This is a genomic window from Domibacillus sp. DTU_2020_1001157_1_SI_ALB_TIR_016, from assembly GCF_032341995.1.
Classification (GTDB): Bacteria; Bacillota; Bacilli; order Bacillales; family Domibacillaceae; genus Domibacillus; species Domibacillus indicus_A.
The window spans coordinates 2514672-2532101 of the sequence record NZ_CP135439.1; the positions used below are offsets into that span (position 1 = coordinate 2514672).

18 protein-coding genes are annotated in these 17430 nt (G+C 43.8%); 3 read left to right on the top strand and 15 right to left on the bottom strand.

Going from position 1 to position 17430, the window contains the following annotated elements:
• Positions 1–637: 637 nt before the first annotated feature.
• From RRU94_RS20855 to RRU94_RS20905, 11 genes are all read right to left on the bottom strand, one after another.
• Entirely contained in the window at positions 638–1522 is an 885-nt protein-coding gene (locus tag RRU94_RS20855) for a foldase protein PrsA (RefSeq protein ID WP_315692791.1), read from the bottom strand.
• Positions 1523–1589: 67 nt separating this feature from the next.
• Entirely contained in the window at positions 1590–2219 is a 630-nt protein-coding gene (locus RRU94_RS20860) for a GTP pyrophosphokinase (protein WP_315692792.1), read from the bottom strand.
• Between the two features lie 302 nt (positions 2220–2521).
• Positions 2522–2917, bottom strand: coding sequence for a hypothetical protein (locus RRU94_RS20865; protein WP_315692793.1), 396 nt, complete (start codon positions 2915–2917; stop codon positions 2522–2524).
• A gap of 62 nt (positions 2918–2979) precedes the next feature.
• On the bottom strand, positions 2980–3276 hold the full coding sequence (locus RRU94_RS20870; RefSeq protein WP_315692794.1) for a DNA-binding protein: 297 nt from the start codon (positions 3274–3276) through the stop codon (positions 2980–2982).
• Between the two features lie 104 nt (positions 3277–3380).
• Positions 3381–3980, bottom strand: a complete 600-nt coding sequence (locus tag RRU94_RS20875; RefSeq protein WP_315692795.1) for a response regulator transcription factor — start codon at positions 3978–3980, stop codon at positions 3381–3383.
• Positions 3977–5110 carry a sensor histidine kinase gene (locus tag RRU94_RS20880; protein WP_315692796.1) on the bottom strand — a complete coding sequence of 378 codons (1134 nt, stop codon included), beginning with the start codon at positions 5108–5110 and terminating at the stop codon, positions 3977–3979. The genes RRU94_RS20875 and RRU94_RS20880 overlap by 4 nt, the downstream gene beginning before the upstream one ends.
• Positions 5111–5180: 70 nt before the next feature.
• A complete protein-coding gene (locus RRU94_RS20885; protein ID WP_315692797.1) occupies positions 5181–6206 on the bottom strand; it encodes a Delta(5) desaturase DesA in 1026 nt (341 codons plus the stop codon).
• A gap of 99 nt (positions 6207–6305) precedes the next feature.
• Positions 6306–8786, bottom strand: a complete 2481-nt coding sequence (locus tag RRU94_RS20890) for a bifunctional 2',3'-cyclic-nucleotide 2'-phosphodiesterase/3'-nucleotidase (RefSeq protein WP_315692799.1) — start codon at positions 8784–8786, stop codon at positions 6306–6308.
• A gap of 417 nt (positions 8787–9203) precedes the next feature.
• Positions 9204–10157, bottom strand: coding sequence for a TRM11 family SAM-dependent methyltransferase (locus RRU94_RS20895; RefSeq protein ID WP_375337559.1), 954 nt, complete (start codon positions 10155–10157; stop codon positions 9204–9206).
• 79 nt (positions 10158–10236) lie between these two features.
• Complete coding sequence (locus tag RRU94_RS20900; protein WP_242232282.1) at positions 10237–10377, bottom strand: 3-methyladenine DNA glycosylase; 141 nt, start codon at positions 10375–10377, stop codon at positions 10237–10239.
• A 99-nt stretch (positions 10378–10476) separates the two neighbouring features.
• Complete coding sequence (locus tag RRU94_RS20905; RefSeq protein WP_315692801.1) at positions 10477–10713, bottom strand: hypothetical protein; 237 nt, start codon at positions 10711–10713, stop codon at positions 10477–10479.
• A gap of 60 nt (positions 10714–10773) precedes the next feature.
• Between RRU94_RS20905 and RRU94_RS20910 the strand changes: the two genes are divergently transcribed.
• Positions 10774–11661, top strand: coding sequence for an exonuclease domain-containing protein (locus RRU94_RS20910; RefSeq protein WP_315692803.1), 888 nt, complete (start codon positions 10774–10776; stop codon positions 11659–11661).
• A gap of 14 nt (positions 11662–11675) precedes the next feature.
• Here RRU94_RS20910 and RRU94_RS20915 read toward each other — a convergent pair whose 3' ends face one another.
• A complete protein-coding gene (locus RRU94_RS20915) occupies positions 11676–12227 on the bottom strand; it encodes a hypothetical protein (protein ID WP_315692804.1) in 552 nt (183 codons plus the stop codon).
• A 117-nt stretch (positions 12228–12344) separates the two neighbouring features.
• Between RRU94_RS20915 and RRU94_RS20920 the strand changes: the two genes are divergently transcribed.
• A complete protein-coding gene (locus RRU94_RS20920; protein WP_315692805.1) occupies positions 12345–12944 on the top strand; it encodes a TetR/AcrR family transcriptional regulator in 600 nt (199 codons plus the stop codon).
• A gap of 48 nt (positions 12945–12992) precedes the next feature.
• On the opposite strand, the gene RRU94_RS20925 is transcribed toward RRU94_RS20920, so the two are convergent.
• The 3 genes from RRU94_RS20925 to RRU94_RS20935 all read right to left on the bottom strand — a co-directional run bounded on the left by RRU94_RS20925 (position 12993) and on the right by RRU94_RS20935 (position 16360).
• Positions 12993–14786, bottom strand: coding sequence for a sensor histidine kinase (locus tag RRU94_RS20925; protein ID WP_315692806.1), 1794 nt, complete (start codon positions 14784–14786; stop codon positions 12993–12995).
• Between the two features lie 18 nt (positions 14787–14804).
• Complete coding sequence (locus RRU94_RS20930) at positions 14805–15785, bottom strand: BMP family ABC transporter substrate-binding protein (RefSeq protein WP_315692807.1); 981 nt, start codon at positions 15783–15785, stop codon at positions 14805–14807.
• Positions 15786–16057: 272 nt separating this feature from the next.
• Positions 16058–16360, bottom strand: a complete 303-nt coding sequence (locus tag RRU94_RS20935) for an iron-sulfur cluster assembly accessory protein (RefSeq protein ID WP_315692808.1) — start codon at positions 16358–16360, stop codon at positions 16058–16060.
• A gap of 252 nt (positions 16361–16612) precedes the next feature.
• Here RRU94_RS20935 and RRU94_RS20940 point away from each other — a divergent pair, with 252 nt between their 5' ends.
• Positions 16613–17356 carry a gamma-glutamyl-gamma-aminobutyrate hydrolase family protein gene (locus RRU94_RS20940; RefSeq protein WP_315692809.1) on the top strand — a complete coding sequence of 248 codons (744 nt, stop codon included), beginning with the start codon at positions 16613–16615 and terminating at the stop codon, positions 17354–17356.
• The last annotated feature ends 74 nt before the right edge of the window (positions 17357–17430 follow it).

A 17430-nucleotide genomic window follows, 5' to 3' on the forward strand; every position in this document is an offset into this window, starting at 1 on the left:
TTATTCGGAAATACTGTTCATTGTTGCCGTATTAATTGTTCATTATACGTACGGTTTCGCTGTTTTCACAACTAATCTGTTTGAGGAAAAAGGGCTGCAAAACAACGTCCCCAAAAGCCGTTTTCTCCCATCTTCTTTTACCCATACCCACTTTTTTCAGAAACAAGACCCATGCTGTCGAGAAGAAAAAGAAACTCTGCCCTAAGGACAGAGTTCCAGTGCGTAGACAAAGTCTTTCGCTTTTAAAAAAGAGCCGATAAGTGAATTCTGCCGGCTTCGCGTTCCGCGGGCAGTGCGGGAGCCTCCTCGGCTGCGCCTGCGGGGTCTCCCGACTCACTGTACTTCCCGCAGGAGTCTTCGTCCGGCAGGCTTCACTAAGTAGTGTTGAAGACCAATAAGCAAGGACCAAGTAGACATTTTCTCTTTTTAAACATAAAGATACGGCCTTTTTAGCTCTATACATCTTGTCGCAAGCCACTTGGCGGCGGGAGGGCGGCGCAGACTCCTATGGGACTAGCAGGCAGATGAGACCGGTAGAGCCGCCTGGACGCCGCCGGTCCACCCCATTTATATGCACGATCATCCATATAATTTGTCTACAGTGTGAAACTCTGCCCCGAGGACAGAGTTCTTTCTTTTATTCAAATGAATTGTAAATATCATAATCTTCCTTTTTTTCTTCCAGCCAGGTTGTATATTCACTCGACATTTTTTCTTGCTTGAGCGTTTCTTTAATTTCCTCTTTGCTGTCTTCCAAGTTAGCGGCTTTCGCTTCTTTCTTTCCTGTTACTTTAATAATATGATAGCCGTAATCGGTTTTAACCGGTTCGCTGATTTCACCAATCTCCATCGCAAAAGCGGCTTTCTCGAATTCCTCGGTCATTTCCCCTGTACCAAAGTAGCCCAGCTCACCACCATTTTCCGCACTTGTTGTATCTGTAGAATATTCTTTTGCCAGCGCTGCAAAGTCTTCTCCGTCTGCAAGCTTCGCTGCAACTTCTTTTGCTGTCGCTTCGTCATCTACTAAAATGTGGCTGGCTTCTACTTGTTCAGATGTGGCAAACGTATCTTTGTTTTCATTAAAATAAGTCTCGATTTCTTCATCTGTGATTTCGATGCGCGGCTCAAGCAGTTTCACCGTCTCAAGATATACTTTAATTTCTTCTTTCATATCTGCTTCGGTCATACCGCTTGATTCAAGCGCTGACTTGTACGCTTCTTCTCCTCCGTACGACTCAATGGTTGCGTCCAGTTCTTCTTGAATCTCCTTATCCGTCACCTGCACCTTTTCCTTAGCGGCTTCTTTTTCCACAATCTTGTCCGCAATTAACGATTCCGCTGCGTCTGCTCCGTACATTTTTACAAGTGAATCATACAAATCATCTTTCGTAATTTTGGTTCCGCCTACCTCCGCAATCGTTTCTGCGCTGCTGCCGGCTGTGGCAAAAAAGAATCCAGCCGCCGCTATTGCTGCGATAATCGCAGCCCATACATACGTTTTTCCTTTTTTTAAAGCGTTCATTTTTTCTCTCCCTGCTATTTATTTTCCGAGTTCAGTATAAAAAACAAAAGTGAAAAAACGGTGAAAGTCAAATGAATGTTCCGCCGTTTTTAACAAAATCCATTTCCTGCTTGATCGCTTCCATTTTTTGATCGAGCGCGGTCATCGTGTCCGCTGCACTTTTCAGTTCTCTTTGCAGGCGGGGCGGAATGACACCGTCAAATTTATAAAACAGCTTATGCTCCAGTCCCGCCCAGAAATCCATCGCAGCCGTACGGATTTGCACTTCAACCATCGTTTTTTCGGTTGAAGCCGCCATAAAAACAGGGATTTCAATGATCGCATACAAACTTTGATAGCCGTTTGGTTTTGGATGTTTGATGTAATCTTTTACATGTGCAAGTTGAATATCCCGCTGTTGATTGAGCATTTGCAGCACATGATAGATGTCGGATGCAAACGAACATGTAATGCGAATGCCGGCAATATCGTGCACATGGCGCCGTGCATTTTCCGTGGTTAACGCGTAACCTTTTCGGTTCAACTTTTGAATAATGCCATGCTGATTTTTCAATCGCGATTTAATATGTTCAATCGGATTGTATTGGTGGATATGCTGAAACTCTTCATTTAAAATATTCAGCTTCGTATTTACTTCATCCAGCGCAAATTTGTGAATCAGCATCAGTCTTTTCCATTCACCCATTTCCTGCTCCATCTATCGCACTTCCTTTGTAATGTGATCTGCCTTTTATCGTAGTGGAAGAAAGTGAAAATAAAATGAAAAAAGCACCCTTGAAGGGTGCTTTAGACTGTAAACAATTATATGAATGACCGTACACATAAATGGGATGTATTGGCGGCGACAAGATTGTATAGAGCTCATAAGGTCATATCTTTCTGTTTAAAAAAGAGAAAATGTCTATTTGACCCTTGCTTATGGGTCTTCAATACCACTTATCGGCTCTTTTTTAAAAGCGAAAGACTTTGTCTACACACTGAAGCACCCATAAAGGATACTTACTTTTCGCCATGTCCGCCTATTAACATAAAGTCGCCAAATTGGTTTACATCAACATTGATCCTGTCACATGCATTCAAGTATCTTAAAATGATAATAAACCGGTCTTGAGAAATCCCCTTTTTCTCCATCTGTGCCCGCATTTCTTCAATGGGGGGAAGCTCGTCTGTTTCCGTCTTTGCCTCCATAAAAGGAGAAAAATATCGGTATACCGTCTCCACTTCTTCTTTCCGGACAACGGAGAGCTCCCCGAATTCTTTCGCCAGCGCTTCTTCAAATCCATTTTTAAGTCCATAAATATGGCCTTTATCGGCTTTGTCAATGCCCTGCCGGCTTTGAAGATCGTATAGTTCTCCCATTATTTTTCCGAGGATCAATGTCAGGTTTGTATCCACTTTATCCCTCCTTTTTTCTTTAGTCTTAGGCAGATGAACGCTATTTATACAGCTTGAGCCTGTTAATCGGAACGAATCTTACGTGCTTCCAGCCACTGGCGGAGAGAAGTTCTTGAAAAATACGTTTTTCCATTTACATCAACAGATGGAATATCCGGATATTTTTGAAGCAGTTCTTTCGTATCCTGCTTCGGCGCGCCAAAAAAACGATGCAAAGTATCCTCCTGAATAAGCTCAGACTGACCTCTTCGCTTGAAATGATCGATAAACGTTTTTTCAGATGGATTTTTCCAATTTTTAAGTCCGTCTCCGATAAAATAGCCGGCCAGTGCAATACCAGCGCCTAAAAATAAACTCACAGCTTGTCCTCCTTTTTTCTTCTGTGCTTTTTTATCTTATGAGCGAATGGCCTCGCTCATCTCTTTTTCTTCCATAAAAAAAGCGTGCTTCTGCACGCTCTCCTTTATTTAAACCAGCCTTTTTCTTTAGATTGAGAAATGGCTTCTATTCGATTTTTCACTTCCAGCTTATCGAAAATCGTAGAGATGTAATTGCGGACGGTCCCGTTTTTTAAATTCAGCTGCTTTGCAATCTCTCCTGTGCTTTTTCCTTCTGAAACAAGAGCCAGCACATCTTTTTCACGTTCCGTCAGCGGATTTTCTTCACTGTATAAGTCATCCATCAATTCCGGCGCATACACTTTTCGGCCATTCATAATACTACGGATGGAACTCGCCAGTTCATCGCTTGGACTGTCCTTTAGTAAATACCCGCTTACTTTTGCTTTTAGCGCCCGCTGGAAGTAGCCTGTGCGGGCAAATGTCGTTAAAATAATCACCCTACATGCATCATTTTTTAATTCTTCAGCCGCTTCAAGCCCTGTTTTCAGCGGCATTTCAATATCCATTATACAAATGTCCGGCTGCAGCTCCCGCACAAGTGTAACAGCTTCTTCTCCATTTGCAGCTTGTCCAACCACTTCCATATCATCTTCCAAGCTGAGCAGCGACCCAAGTGCTCCAAGAAGCATGCGCTGGTCCTCTGCAATGACAATGCGAATCATTTCATTCCCTCCCTGTCATGCTGTGTGACATTGTTCGGTACCGTCATGACTAAAACTGTGCCATTTTCACTTCGGAGCTCTAAACTTCCATTTACGAACTCAAGCCGCTCCCGCATACCAGGCAGTCCGCTTCCTTTTCCAATATCCTGGCGGCTGAGCCCTACACCATCATCTTTTACGGTCATTCGAACGGAATCTTCAAGCTGCTCAATTGATATATGGCAGGAAAAGGCCTGGCTGTGTTTTACGATATTCGTTACCGCTTCTTTCATGCACATACTGAGCACATTTTCCACAAACAGCGATACATTTACAAGCTGAAAAGAATCAGCGCCTGTATACTCAATTTGTGCAGCCCGCAGCATTTGCTGAACAAGCACAATTTCATCATTCACCCGGATGCCCCGCATGGACGAAACAAGGTTTCTCACTTCATTCAATGCGGTTCGTGCCGTTTGCTGCACATCCAGCAGCTCTCCCTTTGCCCGTTCCGGGTCTTTTTCGATCAGCTTGCGTGCCAAATCGCTTTTTAATCCAATGAGGGAAAGCTTCTGGCCAAGCGTATCATGCAGATCACGAGCGATCCGCTGGCGTTCCTCTTGTTTCACAAGATCAGCAATCCGATTGTTGGCAAGCTGCAGCTCAGCTTCAAGCTTATCCTGTTTTTTTCGGTTGTACAATGAAAAGGGCAGCAGCACAATGCCAATAAATACGATGACAATAATGGGAATCTGCTGAATAAACAGCGGGTCCTGAACCACAAGGTTATAGTTAATCGAACCAATGGTGCTGACCAGGTGGATCACGTAAGCTGTTATAAAAGCCGCACGCTTGCGGATATTTCCATTGTAATAAGCAATGTAGAATGAAAAGTAAATAAACTGATACATAACCGTCATGGCTACAGAAATGCCGACAAGAAGGCAGACCCAGAAGTAAACCGGCCACCTGGATGATAAAAAAGCAAACCTGAAGCTGATAAAAAACAAAATCGTTAATGTAATGCCGATGACAATTTCATTCGTGGACGACGACTGAAAAATAAAATAAAACGGCAGCAGACTTAAAATAATCCATATATAAGGAGACAAACCGGAGCTTTTCCCAAACGATGCGAATCTTTTTTTCATACGACACCTTTTTTATTTTTATTTTACCATAAAAAAACTGCCCTCACTTGAGTGGGGGCAGCTTTTCAAACTACTGAATGGCACTTCGTTTATCAAGTGAGCCATATGTTTTTTTAGCTTGTTTAAATGTAACGAATTTATCCTGTTCCTCATCCCAAAGGCGAAACTTTACAGACTGGATACTGGTCCAGAGTGTGATAGTCGGAACACTTTGAAGCGGTTCGGAATTTGAGTGCGCTGCTTCAAGCTGATAATTTGGCACGCGCGGGCTTAAATGATGCACATGGTGAAAGCCAATATTACCAGTAATCCATTGAAGCGGCTTTGGCAGTTTGTAAAACGAGCTTCCTTCTACTGCTGCTTTTACGTAGCTCCAATGTTCATCTTCTTCAAAGTACGAATCCTCAAAGGTATGCTGCACATAAAACAGCCATACACCCATCGCCCCGGCGATCCAGAACATCGGGCCGTGTACAAGGAGAAACGCCTGCCAGCCGACGAGCCAGCACATAAGAGCGACGCCAAGAAGAAGAAGCACATTCGTTAAGTATGTGTTCATGCGCTCTTTTTTGCGGGCGCCTTTCACGTTAAAACGGTTGGTGATCAAGAACACCCATATTGGACCAATAACGAACATGATAAACGGATTGCGATATAAACGGTATGCAATACGTGTTTTCAATGGCGCTTCATAATATTCATTAACCGTCAGCATCCACATGTCCCCTGTACCGCGCTTGTCAAGATTTGAGCTTGTTGCGTGGTGGACATTATGGCTGTGCTGCCACTGGTCATACGGGAAAAACGTTAAAACACCTGTGATCGTGCCTACTACCCGGTTCAGCTTGCGGTTCTTAAAAAAGGAGTGGTGGCAGCAATCGTGAAAAATAATAAAGATGCGTGTAATAAACCCGGCACCGATTACCGATAACCCGAGTGTCAGCCAGTAGGAAATTTGCAGGCTTTGGTATGCCAGAAACCAGACCAGCAAAAACGGGCCAATTGTATTGATTAATTGAAAGATGCTTTTATGCGTATCAGATTTTTCATAGGGAGCTACTTGTTTTCGTAAAATTTTTGTATGTTCTTTGCTCATGTTTACGTTCCCTCCGCTCAGTAATAACTTTACTATACCGGAAGGAAAACGTGTTGTGCAGTAGCACCCGTCATACAATAAATATGACAAGTGTCATATTTATTTTTGGCCGAGCAAATAAAGCACTTTTGCCGCCTCGGCCCGTGTCGCCGTGTCGCCCGGCTTAAATATTTTGCCTGTTCCCTCCATCAAGCCGAGCTGATACGCTTTCTGGATGGATTGTTGAATAGATGTGCGGTATTGGCCCACATCGGTAAACGGCATAGAGCCCGTTACTTTAACTGCTCCGTGTTTTTTTTCATAAGCGCGCACAAGCATCGCTGCCATCTCGGCACGGCTGATCGATTTAGCCGGTTCAAACGTTTTAGCTGTTGTGCCCTTTACAACGCCTGCTTCGAATGCAGCCGTAATATCCTGCTTCAGCCGGCCCTTTACATCGACAAATGGTGTTTCTTTTTGGGCCGTCCATTTCATGGTACGGACGAGCATGCTCGCAAACTGGCCGCGTGTCACATCGCCTTCAGGATCGAATGTTGCATCGGTTTTGCCTTTAATAATGCCTGCTTCAGCGAGTGCCGCGATATACTCAGCTGCCCAGTGATCCGCTGGCACGTCTGCAAAGGACGGCGCACCTGCTGTGCCCTTGTTTAAGTCAAGCTCAAAAATGCCAAATCCTTTTTCATCGGTTTTGCCCGTATACGTAATGTTATCCGTTTCTTTGGCAAGCGCTTCTGCTTTTGGATTAGAGGTGAACGTTGCTTTCGCTTTTGTTTTGGCAAACGTCCAGTTGTTGTCTACTGCTGCGTCAATTTCTTTGAATTCCTTTACATAATTCATTACCGCCTGGCGGTTGGAATCCGGTGCTTTTAATACCGTGTTTACGCCGCCTGGGTTCATCAGCTTGCTGCCTGCTGCCCGATAATCATTGGTGGCTACGATAAACTCCATCCCATCTGTTACCGGTTTTCCATTAAATTTCAAGTTTTTAATCCGGTTTGCCGATGCGTTGATCACATTTTGTCCTTTGTCGTATTTCGGCAGGGATGTCACATCGATCTCATAGGTAACGCCGTCGATCACGTCAAAGTTGTAGGTTGGGAAATCCGGGTTAATCAGTGCTTGTCCATCTTCTTTTGCCGGATCGATCGTGTTAAACTGCCCCGCTGACCACTCAAGCCATTCTTTCAAAGTGGCACCGTTCACTTTAACGGCATTGACAACGTTGTTGTCGTATAGGTACAAATCTGCAATGTTTTTCAGCACGAGCGTGCCCGCCTGGACATCCGTATAATCTTCTACGCCGCCGCGTCCTGCTTTAAATGGTGCCGCTGCTGAAAGAACAGGAAGGTTCTCATATTGCGTACCTTTCAGTGTATCTTCTACATACCATGTTTGTGCCCGGTTTAAAATTTCCATTGCCGCATTATCCCGCACAAGGCCAAAATACGTATTTAAATCTCCTTTGAGCTCTCCTACCGGTGTTTCCATATACTTAATCGTCGCTTCGTGCTCGGTTTGAACAGATGCTGCAACAGCGGCATCCGCTTCTACAGTCACATTACCGGATGTAATCGGCTTAAGAGAACCGGTTCCGCTTGTTACATCCCATTTTCCGTTCACTTTTTGAACCTGGAGATCAATCAGCCCAATGTTATTGCCCCATGAGCCAGGCATAACCATTGGAACACCATTAATGGTCCCATTTGTATTGTCGATACCGTTTCCATCTGGAAAAGATGGCTTAGCCGCATTCGGAAAGCTCAAATGCTGGTGGCCTGTTAAAACAGCATCCACACCTGGAATTTTCGTTAAATAATAAGAGGCGTTTTCAATACCTTCTGTATACTCTTTCATGGCGCCGTTCTGGTCATACTCGGCAATGCCGGAATGCGAAAGAACCACGATTACATCCGCCCCCGCTTCCTTCATTTGCGGCACCACCTTTTGAGCGGAATTTACAATGTCTTCCACCACCAATTTTCCTTCTAGGTGCTTGGCATCCCATTTCATAATATCCTGGGGCACAAAGCCGGTAACGCCGACTTTAATTGTATGTACTTCTCCGTCTGTATCTTTTACTTCTTTTTCAATGATTTTAAACGGTGTAAAATACGGATTTCCTTCCGTGTCATAAACGTTCGCATTTACGTATGGAAACGCTGCTCCGTTAAGCGCTGTATCCATATACTCAAGCCCGTAGTTGAATTCATGGTTGCCGATTGTTGCTGCATCGTAGCCCAGTTGATTCATCGCTTTGTATACCGGGTGAATATAGCCTTCCTTCATTAATCCATTGTTATAAACGTAATCACCAAGTGGACTTCCTTGAATTAAATCACCGTTGTCAAAAAGCATGCTGTTGTCTGCTTCCCCGCGCACCTGTTTGATTAAGGCAGCCGCTTTAGCAAGCCCGTAGGCGTTTGTCGCCGAATCCTTATAGTAATCATAGTTCATTACATTAGAATGAAGATCGGATGTTTCTACAATACGCAGCTTTACAGTATCTTCGGCTGCCTGTGCCATCTGCGGCACAAATAATCCTGCTGCAATAACGGTTCCTACTGTCCACGCTTTTTTCATTCAACTGCCCCCCTAAACTATTTTTTCAATATAGGAATTATAGCATGATCGGCTTAAAGAAATGAGAAAATTTACAATTATCTAAATAAAACTTTACATTATGTCAAATAAAAAAAGACATTTCAACTGAAATGTCTCAGTGCGTAGACAAAGTCTTTCGCTTTAAAAAAAGAGCCGATAAGTGAAGCCTGCCGGACTTCGCGTTCCATGGGCGGAGCAGACTCCTATGGGCTCAGCGCCTGCCCCATGGAACGCGGAGCTGCCTGGACGCCGCCGATCCATCCCATTCATGTGCACGGTCGTCCATATAATTTGTCTACAGTCTCATACATTTCAATTGAAATGTATCAGCATTCGAGCAAAATGCGAAAGCAGGCTTTTATGGGAAGCCTGCTACCTTTGAAGGGAAGGGCCTTCTTATGAACAGGAGAGAATGCGTCTGGAAAAAGTACTTTTTCTTGCAATGCAGCGGTCTTGAATAGCAAAACCTGCTTTCTCAACCATTTCTTCAATCGGATCAATCGATACGACAACGAGCCTGTCGGCAATGCGCCGTGCATGCGTTAAAATGGACTGCAGCTCATCAGGTGTTGCATGTGTATACAGATTATATGGCATATCAATAATCGCTACATCATAATGCTCTTCTACTTCTTCAATCGGTCCGAGTGTGACACAGCCTTCGAGGCCAAAGTAAGCCAGGTTTTCACGCGAGCCTCCAACAACAAGCGGATTGATATCGCGCCCCTCAATGTCCATCCCCATTGATAAAGCTTCCACTAAAACAGTCCCGATCCCGCAGCATGGATCGACAGCCCGAATGCCTTCTGGCTCTGGTACAGCAATATTCGCCATGACCCGGGCATCTCGGGCACTGAGCGCTGTTGAATATTCACGCGGCTTTTGAATATGTTTCATCCATACACGCTTGTTTTTCTCATAACGCCCCAGATACCAGCGTCCGCCGCAAGCCACAAGGCCAAAAAGGTGATCCGGATTTTTCAAGTCCGCTTCCCCAATAATTTCCCAGCCAATAGCCCGTTCAATTTCCAGCCGTTCCTGATATTCTACTTTTTTTTCAGGTGGCAGGTCGTTCGTTTTCACAAAAATCGCTTTAAATGTTTCACTTCCTATATCGATGCTGCCGGCTTTTTGAACGATGTCAGCCACCGAATCCGCCTCAAGAAGCACTTCTACTTTTTCCCGTATAAACGGGCTTCGATTCACGTCCAGATCGACACTGCTTTTCACTACCGGTCCGGAGGCAGACGAACCGAAAAAAGCACGCAGCTCCATTTCAGCCAGTTCTTCGTCTTCCTCACTATAATTCACTGTATAAATAAATTCGTTCACATTGATCCTTCTTTCTATTATCCTCTGCTTCATTTATTTTGACATACTTTTCTCCATTGGGCTCCTTTTTTTCATGGAAAATAAAAAACCCTGACGATTATTCGAAATCGTCAGGGTTTTTATCTTCAGGGCGCTTTTCCTTTTTATCCTGTGCGCGCTGCGGTTCGATATCTTCACCGCGCTCTTTCTTTCGTTGCTGCTCTATTGAGTCATTGGACTGTTTGTTTTCTTCTGTCATGTGAATGTGCCTCCTTTGATCTGTCTCTTTTACGTTATTTCCACATTTTCTTGAAAATAAACAAAGAGTATAATCTGCCACCATGTAAAAGCAAAAGGACTACTTCTTTTTTAAGATGCCCACCGTCCGTACCATTGATCCAATAAACATGACGAGTGCGCCTGCAACGAGCAGGATGAGAAACGTATTTTTTGGAATAACGCCCATCGGATAAAGAAGCCCGCTCAAAATAGTGATTAGTCCAATAACTGTTAATGCCAAGCCGAATTTAATCATCATCTTACCTGCCTTACCTGCTTTTTCTGCTAGTGTACCATACGCCTGATTGTATTTCATACCTAAAACCAGTACACTTATTCTACTATAACTATGATTAACGTAAAGGATGATCCAGACGTGAAAAATTTCACTGCACTTGATTTCGAGACGGCGAACGCCAGCCGAAGCAGTGTTTGTTCGATTGGGCTGGCAAAAGTAGTCGATGGAGAAATCAAAAAAACATACTATTCGCTTGTTAATCCGAAAGAGCGGTTTGACAGCCGGAATATCGCCGTGCACGGCATCCGGCCGGAAAATGTAGAGGACGCGCCCTCGTTTAGCGATATTTTCGATGAAGTAATGACTTTTATCGGAGAGGATCCAATTGTGGCTCACTTTGCCCAATTCGACATTAGCGTCCTGCGCAGCACAGCTCAAAAACATGGGCTGTCCCTGCCGAATAATCCATATTTCTGTTCCTGTATGCTGGCAAAATCTATGTTAAAGCTGCCTTCTAACAAATTGAATGTGGTAGCCGGCCACTTTAACTTTACATTCAATCATCATAATGCGCTGGAAGATGCCGTTGCCTGTGCAGTCGTGGTAAACGGTATGATGGAACGCCACGCTTCGCTTGCTGCCTTTCTCCAGGAAGCGCAGTATGGATTCGGCTATATTCACGGCGAGTCTTTTCGCAAAAAGAAGCCGGACAAGCCGGCTCCAGTTCAAAAGCCAAAAGCAGATGCGGGCGTACATCCTTTTGCGCAAAAAGCCATTTCATTTACTGGCACGCTTACGTCTATGAAACGGCAGGAAGCCATCCATATTGTCCAAAGCCTTGGTGCCAGCATTCATCCTACCGTTAAAAAAAACACTGATTATTTAATCGTCGGTGAATCTGATGCGAAAAAATACCGAGACGGACAGCTTTCCGCCCAAATTCAAAGGGCAAAAAACTGGCAGTCAAAAGGCGGAGCCATCAAGCTCGTTTCTGAGCAAAAATTTTTCAAAGCAATACGTTTATAAAAAGAACGCACTTTTTATTTAAGTGCGTTCTTTTTTCTCTGTTTTGGCCAAATGAAATAGCTGGCTGTTATTAGAAGATCGATCCCTAATACAAGCGTCCAAATGCACAAAATCTGCCAGAGTGCTTCTGTTCGTTCTCCCCCGCCAACCAGCAGGATGATGCCATACAGCAGCCCGGCTCCAATTCCGTAAGCGAAAACATGGCGTATAGTGTTTTTTAAATCCTGCTTAGCAAAAGCAAAGCCTGTTTTCGACACCGGCTTGCTGCCCTCTTTCAGCACATAGTGGCGGAATGTCTCATCGGCCCATCTGATCATGCTTTTCCCATAAGCAATGGAAACACCGATATAAACGGCCGCAATGCCATGAGCCATGCTGGCCGATGCTCCTCTTTGAAGATCTGTTACTGTAAATATCAGCAGCAGCAAGTCTATTATGGGGGTAAGCGCTAAAAAAAGCAGACCCGCTTTTTCCTTTTGGAATACATATCTTATCGTTAAACCCACTCCGATAACCACCCAAAACGCTGCTTCACATGCAATAATAAGCCAGGCAATGGTATCCATCTTTTCCCCCTCTTTTAAATAATACATTTGTATTATTTAAAAGATAACACATTGTCTTATTAAATACAATTGTATTAAAAAATGGTTTCTTGCCCTCTTTTTTGTTACAATCGGTATATGCCAAAAATCGTCGATCATGAAAAGCGAAAAAAACAAATTGCCGAAGCAACCTGGACTATTATTGTAAAAAAGGGAATAGAAGGGGCGACCGTTCGTGCCATTGCTGCTGAAGCCGGCATTTCTCTCGGCTCGCTCCGTCATTATTTTTCCTCCCAGGAGGAACTGCTCCTATACGCGATGGATCTCGTTAAAGAGCGGGTATCTATCCGGATTAACCGCCTTTTACAATCAAAGGATTCTCCACAACAAATTAGTATTCGCATCTTGCTTGAGCTTATTCCATACGATGCTGAAAGCCAGACAGAGATGTCTGTCTGGTTTCACTTTGTTATGAACAGCCTGCCGCATGCCCAAAAAGAGGAGGATGGCATACGTGAAGGGATCGAGCGGATTATGACTGGACTATTCGAGGGCGGATTGCTGAAAAAAGAAGTGGATGTAAATCTGGAAATCGAACGGCTTTATGCTCTAGTGGACGGTCTTGCTCTTCATGCAATGCTTCACCCTAAGCGGCTGTCAAAGGAGAAAATAAAAAAGGTGATTGTTCATCATATGAACACATTATTTCACCAGCCCGTCGAAGAAGCAAACATATAAAAAGGAGCAGGGTTACAAACGGTTGATTGTAACCCTGCTCCTTTTTCTTTATGAAACTGGCAGAGTCATACAAAATGTCGTGCCGGCTTTTGAGGTGGACATTAATTCGATGGTTCCGCCGTGGCTTTCCACCATTCGCTGGACGAGCGGCAGTCCAAGCCCTGTCCCGTCTTCTTTAGAGGTTGAAAAAGGATCAAAAAGCGTTTTTCGCATCCCGTCGTCTATTCCTGTACCCGTATCCTGCAAGTAAATGCGATACCAGCCTTTTTCAATCGTTGATTGAATAGAAATATGGCCTTTTTCCTCTATCGCTTCTATACTATTGCGAATCAAATTATGAAAAATCTGCTTCATTTGATTAGGATCCACCTGCAGAAGGTGCGGATTCAATGAAAAAGTAAACTTAATATCTTTTTGCAGTGACTGTGTGATAAGCGGGAGGATATCCTGGATTAAATCTTCTATTTTGACTTCTTTTAATCTCGGGGCCTCCGGCTTCGACATCAGCAGCATATCTTCAATAATCGTATTAATCCGGTCCAGCTCTTTTAAAAGAAGAGACAGATAATACTGCTCTTTTTCTTCTCTGGAGAAAGAGTGATCCATTAAAGAAAGAAAGCCTTGAATAACAGCGAGTGGATTTCGTATTTCATGGGCAGCACCAGCTGCCATTTCACCTACCACTGCCAGTTTTTCCGACTGCTGCATCCGCCGTTCAAGCTCGCTCATTTTTGTAAAATCGATAAAATAAAAAATGCGGCCAATTCCCTCTTCCCGTTTATTTACTAATTCGGCTTGAGACACAAGCAGCTGATAAGATTGTTTACCAGTCATAAAGGGAATTTTTTCATTTTGGCAAATGCGCTTATCTTTTAATATTCCCCAGAACTTCTTGTTTTTGCGATCTGTTTGGGCTAAATGCTCTACGGTGTCTTCTCCTGCCTCTAATAAGTGCCTGGCAAACGTATTTAAAGAAAAGGCGTCCGTTTTATCGTCACTCGTTATAATTCCAACAGGCAATGAATTTAAAATTTGTTCCTGATAAATTTTTCCCTCTGTAATAGTATGAAACGATTCTTTTAAACTGGCAGACATTTTATTAATAGAGTCGGCAATCAGTTTCAGCTCTTCCTGCTCCACTTCTGTCACTGTCAAGCCGTAGCGGCCGCCTGCAATTTGATCTACACTTTCAACCATTTTTTCGATTGGTTTTGTCAACCCCTTGCTGATCCGGTGTGACCCATAAATCGACATGATCAATGCAGCCGTTGTCAGAAATAATAAAATCACGAGAGCCGCTTCAATAATTCCTGAAAACCGGTCTGCCTGCCCGCTTAGTGAAGAAAGTGTCTCCGTTTCTTTTTCTCTAAGGCTCAATTTTAAACGATCCAGCTCCGGCAGGTATTGCTTCGTTACATACGCTGCTGCTTCATCTGTATTACCATTAAGTAAAAGCCCCTGGACATTATTTTCGATTAAAAAGTCTAAACGGTCGATATCTCGGCTAAACGTCTCAAGTGCCGGCGGAATCACGACCTTCTCGTTCCCGGGAAACTGGGCAGCTTTTTTGTCCTGCTCCTTGTATACTTCTACAAGCGTCTCATTGAAACGGCCGGATAGATAACTTTCGACGATATACTTTTTAACATTAAGATCCTCCTGCCAGTAGGAAATCCAAACCATTTCAGGGATATCGTTTTTATTAATCTGCTGACCAACGCTTTGAACGTCTTCAATAGATCGTACAAAAACAAGTGAAAACCCGCTTAATAAGAGGGTATTGACTAACAGTACGGTTAAGATTTTGTGACGGAAAGACATATGAAGAAATTGTTTTTTCATAACCTGCTTCCTTTTGCATCAGTTCAACGTGTCCGTTTCCTCTTGAATCCGCTGCTTTTCTTTTTCTGTATACATGGGGCCAAGCGGCGCAAGGGAATACACGCCGTCCTCATTGGTTAACATGGCAATCCCGCCGGGCATCCCTTCCCGGCTGAAATAATCATCCATGATCGCCTTGTAAACTTGTGGTATATCGTTCACTACACTGGTTAGGACAACCTCTTTTCCCATGTAAGACTGATCATCCATATAGCCGATTACGTAAACTCCCCGCTTCAATGCATAATCAATGACCGCCCTGTTAAACTCATTCCCTCTAGAGTAAAGAACGTCCACTCCATCGTCAATCATTTCTTTGGCTATTTGAACGGCTTTTGTCCCATCTTCCCAATCACCCACAACCTTATAGTAAAAATCCGCCTGTGGAGCCGCTTTTTTAAGCCCTTTTTCAAATCCAGGATGAAACAGCCGGTCTTCTATCGGATCGATAAGGCCTATTTTATTCGTTTTTGTTTTCATAGCAGCAGCCAAAGCGGCGATTCGCTCAATATCAACCGAATTCTGCTTGTACATATAAGCAGTATGGTTCTTTTCTTTTGACTCACCATTTAAATTTGCAAACTGCACATCTGGATAATCGGCGGCCGCTTTATCAAAAGGCAGGCTGTACTCGCGTCCGTGGCCAATAATGACTTTTGCTCCACTTTGAACGGCCTGGTCAATGATTTTCCTCATTTGCGCCTCGGACCGTATCTCACTCACCAGTTTCGCCTCAACGGGAAACTCATCTTCTATTTGAAGCATTCCTTTATAAGCAAGACTGCTCCAGCTTTGGTCTTCTATGGCATCAGCTGTTAAAATATAAACTTTCACCTTTTTTTCTGTTTGAACGGCTGTTTCCTTCTGTACAATCTCTTCTGCTTTTAAACTGACCATAACCAGGATCGCGACAGCTGCACTTAAAGCTGCCGCTAAAATAATCCTTCCCCGTTTGACCATAAGTACTAAACACCTTCTAACCGGTTTATTTATCGAAAAGTATTATTTCTACTTTGATAGTAAATCATCAACCTGTAAAAATCGACATTTTTTCTTTGTGGAATCGCTTTATCGATTATTTTTTTAAAGCTTTATCGTGATTAATTTTCAATGAAAGGATAGGACGAATCCGACAAAATAAAAAAAACGCCATAATGGCGCTTTCAGGCTGTTGACAAACGCCTGCTTTCTTACGTGGTCTACACTCTCAAACGCCATGCAGCGCCCTTTTGTTAGTGGTGATGGTGCCCGCCTTTTGATGAGTTCGTTACAACAAACCCTTCCTGCGGCACATAGAAGTACTGAACGAAAATTCCATCAAGAAACTCTTCACGGCTGTCGAGGATAATATCAATATCTTTATCAGTGTGAATGACTACATCATGCTCTTTTGGCGTATCGAGCGTAATTGCATAATGCGCATGATTGCCATGATGTTCCGTGACTGTAACACGAATCATTTTTCCTTCCGCTTCAGGTGTATCAAGCATTTTTTTCAGCGCTTTTGCGGCTTTTTGGTTGACCTTGCATCTCATTTTCTTTTTCTCCTTCCACTGTAAGGACTTCTTTCAGTGTAACGCTTCACAGCCAAGAATGCTAAAGTTCTGCTTTCTTCTTATTTCCTTTATTTTACTAACCAGCTTCTCTGCCGCTCACAAGGAAACCGGGTGCTGAATAAACTAAATCAACAACTCTTTGTACCCTCTGGCAAAGAATAAGCATACATTTTCCGTAATGCGGCAGCTTTCATGAAAACACCCCAGCTAAATGGCCAAAGGAGGATTCACGTGAAGAAAGCGCCTATTATCGGCATCACCAGTTCATATGTCCGCCAAACGTTAAATTCAGAAGGAGTTTACGTTCATCATGATTACCATCGTGCTGTACTGAAAGCCGGAGGCATCCCCATTATTCTGCCGTCTGTCCCCCCAAACACTATTCCTTACTATCTTGATCTGTGTGATGGTTTTATTTTAAGCGGCGGGGAAGATGTGGACCCGATGTACTATGGCCAGGCTCCTCATGCAAAAATGGGTTCAGTGTTTGCAGAGCGCGATGAATTTGAGCTCGAGCTGACAGCTTTGCTTTTAAAGAAAAAAAAGCCGACTTTGGCCATTTGCCGTGGTCTGCAGGTATTAAATGTCGCACTCGGCGGCACACTCTGGCAGGATGTTCCGAGCCAGGTGAGCAGCCACATTCAACATGCACAAACGTATCACCGCTCTCTTTCCATTCACGAGGTTACCCTTACCCCCCGTTCACAATTAGCCAAAATAATGGAAGCAGATAAAGTAAACGTTAATAGTCTTCATCATCAGGCTATCGACGCTTTAGGAAAAGGACTCTCAGTTGTCGGCCACAGTCCAGATCACTTAATTGAAGCAGTGGAGATGGACGGAGATGTTTTTGTGATCGGGGTACAGTGGCACCCTGAATCGATGGTGCCAGGAAGCACGGAGATGAACCGTCTTTTTTCTTCTTTTGTTTGTGCTGCCGCCCATGGCAATAAAGATAATGAACGAGGTGCATAATAGCCTTTTAAACGCTTTGTGTCCTGCAGCAAGCACTACAGGCTTGATTTAAAAAACGCTCGGATTTTTTTATC